The following is a 1683-nucleotide window of genomic DNA, read 5'->3' as shown; positions in this document are numbered from 1 at the left end:
TGGCCGAGGTGGTCGTGCGCTATATGACCAGTGCAGGCCTGGGCTGGCCGAACGAAGTACCCAACCTGCTCTTCCCCTGGCTGATCATGGGCGGCATCGTCGCCGGCGCCCAGCGCGGCGCCCATATCGCGGCCGAAGCCCTGCGCTCCATGCTGGACACGAGCAAGCTGCGCCTTCTGCTGATAGGCATCAATCTGCTCGTCTCCATCTCCTTCACCGTGCTCGCATGGCTGTCCCTGCAGGTCATTGCCATCACCAAGGCGCAGGTCTTCCCCATGACCGGCCTCGGCCAGGCCTGGGCGTACAGTTCCCTCCTCTTCGGCTTCGGCGGCATCGCGCTCGCCGCCCTCGTCAACCTCGTCCGGGTGGCCTATGCGGCCGATCCGCGCCTCGTCCACCACACGGAAACGGAGCACATGACATGACAGCCGTAATGACCGGCCTCTTCGCCGTCCTGCTCGCCCTTTCCGTCCCGGTCGGCTACGCCCTGATCATCGCCGCCGGCGCGGCCATCCTGTTCAACGGCGGAACGCCGACGGTGCTCGCCGTCGTCAAGCTGTTCCAGCCGACCCAGAGCTTCCCGCTGCTGGCTATTCCCTTCTTCATCCTGTCGGGCTCGCTGATGATGTCCGGCACGCTCGGCCAGAAGCTCGTCCAGTTCGCCGCAGCCCTCGTCGGCCGCTTTCACGGCGGCATGGGCCAGGTGACGGTGGTCGGCTCGACGATCTTCGGCGGCGTCTCCGGCTCGGCTGTCGCCGAGGCCTCCGCGCTCGGCTCGATGCTGATCCCCTGGCAGAAGCGTGAGGGCTATCCGGCAGGCTTCGCCGCCGCCGTCACCGCATCGTCCTCGACGATCGCCGGCCTCATTCCGCCCTCCATCCCGCTCATCCTCTATTCGACCGTCTCCAATGCCTCGATCGCAGCACTGTTCTCGGCTGCCGTGCTGCCGGGCCTGATGCTCGCCGCCGGCATGATGGTGGTCTGCTACCTGTCCGGCCGCATCCGCAACTTCCCGCGGCTCACCGACAGCGCCCAGTTCCGCTCGATGGGCAAGTCGCTGTTCTCGGCCCTGCCAGCGCTGCTGATGCCGTTCTTCATCGTCGTGCTGCTGCGCGCCGGCATCGCCACACCCACCGAGGTCAGCGTCATCGCCGTCTTCTATGCGCTCGTCGTCAGCCTTGTCGTCTACCGCGACCTGACATGGGCGCGCATTCGGGAAGCCCTCGTCGGCACGGTCGTCACGACAGGCATCGTCATGCTGGTGATCGCCGCCTCCAGCCTCGTCGGCCATGTGCTGATCTCCGAGCGGGTTCCCGCCATCGTCGCGCAGTGGGCGCAGGACACGCTGGTCAATGCCATTCTGATCATCCTCATGATGAACATCATCATGCTGGTGGTCGGCATGTTCCTAGACCTTCCCGCCGCCATTCTGCTGCTCGGACCGACCTTCGTTGCGATCGGCCAAGCGATCGGCATGGACCCGATCCAGCTCGGCGTGATGGTGTGCATCAACCTGTCGATCGGCCTCTTCACCCCGCCCATCGGCACCACGCTGTTCATCGGCGCGGCCATCGCGCGCGTGCCCATCGGCGCCGTCGTCAAGGAGCTTTGGCCGTTCTACCTGGTCGCCTTCAGCGTGCTGATACTGATGTCATACATCCCCGCACTCACCATATATTGAGG

General features: G+C 65.5%; 2 protein-coding genes. Both read left to right on the top strand.

The features are described 5' to 3' along the window. Positions 1-425, top strand: a 425-nt coding sequence (locus ACOZKU_RS27880; RefSeq protein ID WP_421581623.1) for a TRAP transporter small permease, incomplete at its 5' end; no start/stop codon positions are given. Continuing rightward, complete coding sequence (locus ACOZKU_RS27875; protein WP_421581622.1) at positions 422-1681, top strand: TRAP transporter large permease; 1260 nt, start codon at positions 422-424, stop codon at positions 1679-1681. The genes ACOZKU_RS27880 and ACOZKU_RS27875, both read left to right, overlap by 4 nt. Positions 1682-1683 lie beyond the last annotated feature (2 nt).

The sequence above is a fragment of the Shinella sp. M31 genome (assembly GCF_049199205.1).
In the GTDB taxonomy this organism is placed as follows: Bacteria; Pseudomonadota; Alphaproteobacteria; order Rhizobiales; family Rhizobiaceae; genus Shinella.
Note: the sequence above shows the minus strand (reverse complement) of the source record. Positions and strands in the feature narration are given on the sequence as shown.

Coding starts and splice junctions, on each gene's coding strand:
- ACOZKU_RS27875 (WP_421581622.1), top strand. CDS start 422: ATGACAGCCGTAATGACCGGCCTCTTCGCCGTCCTGCTCGCCCTTTCC.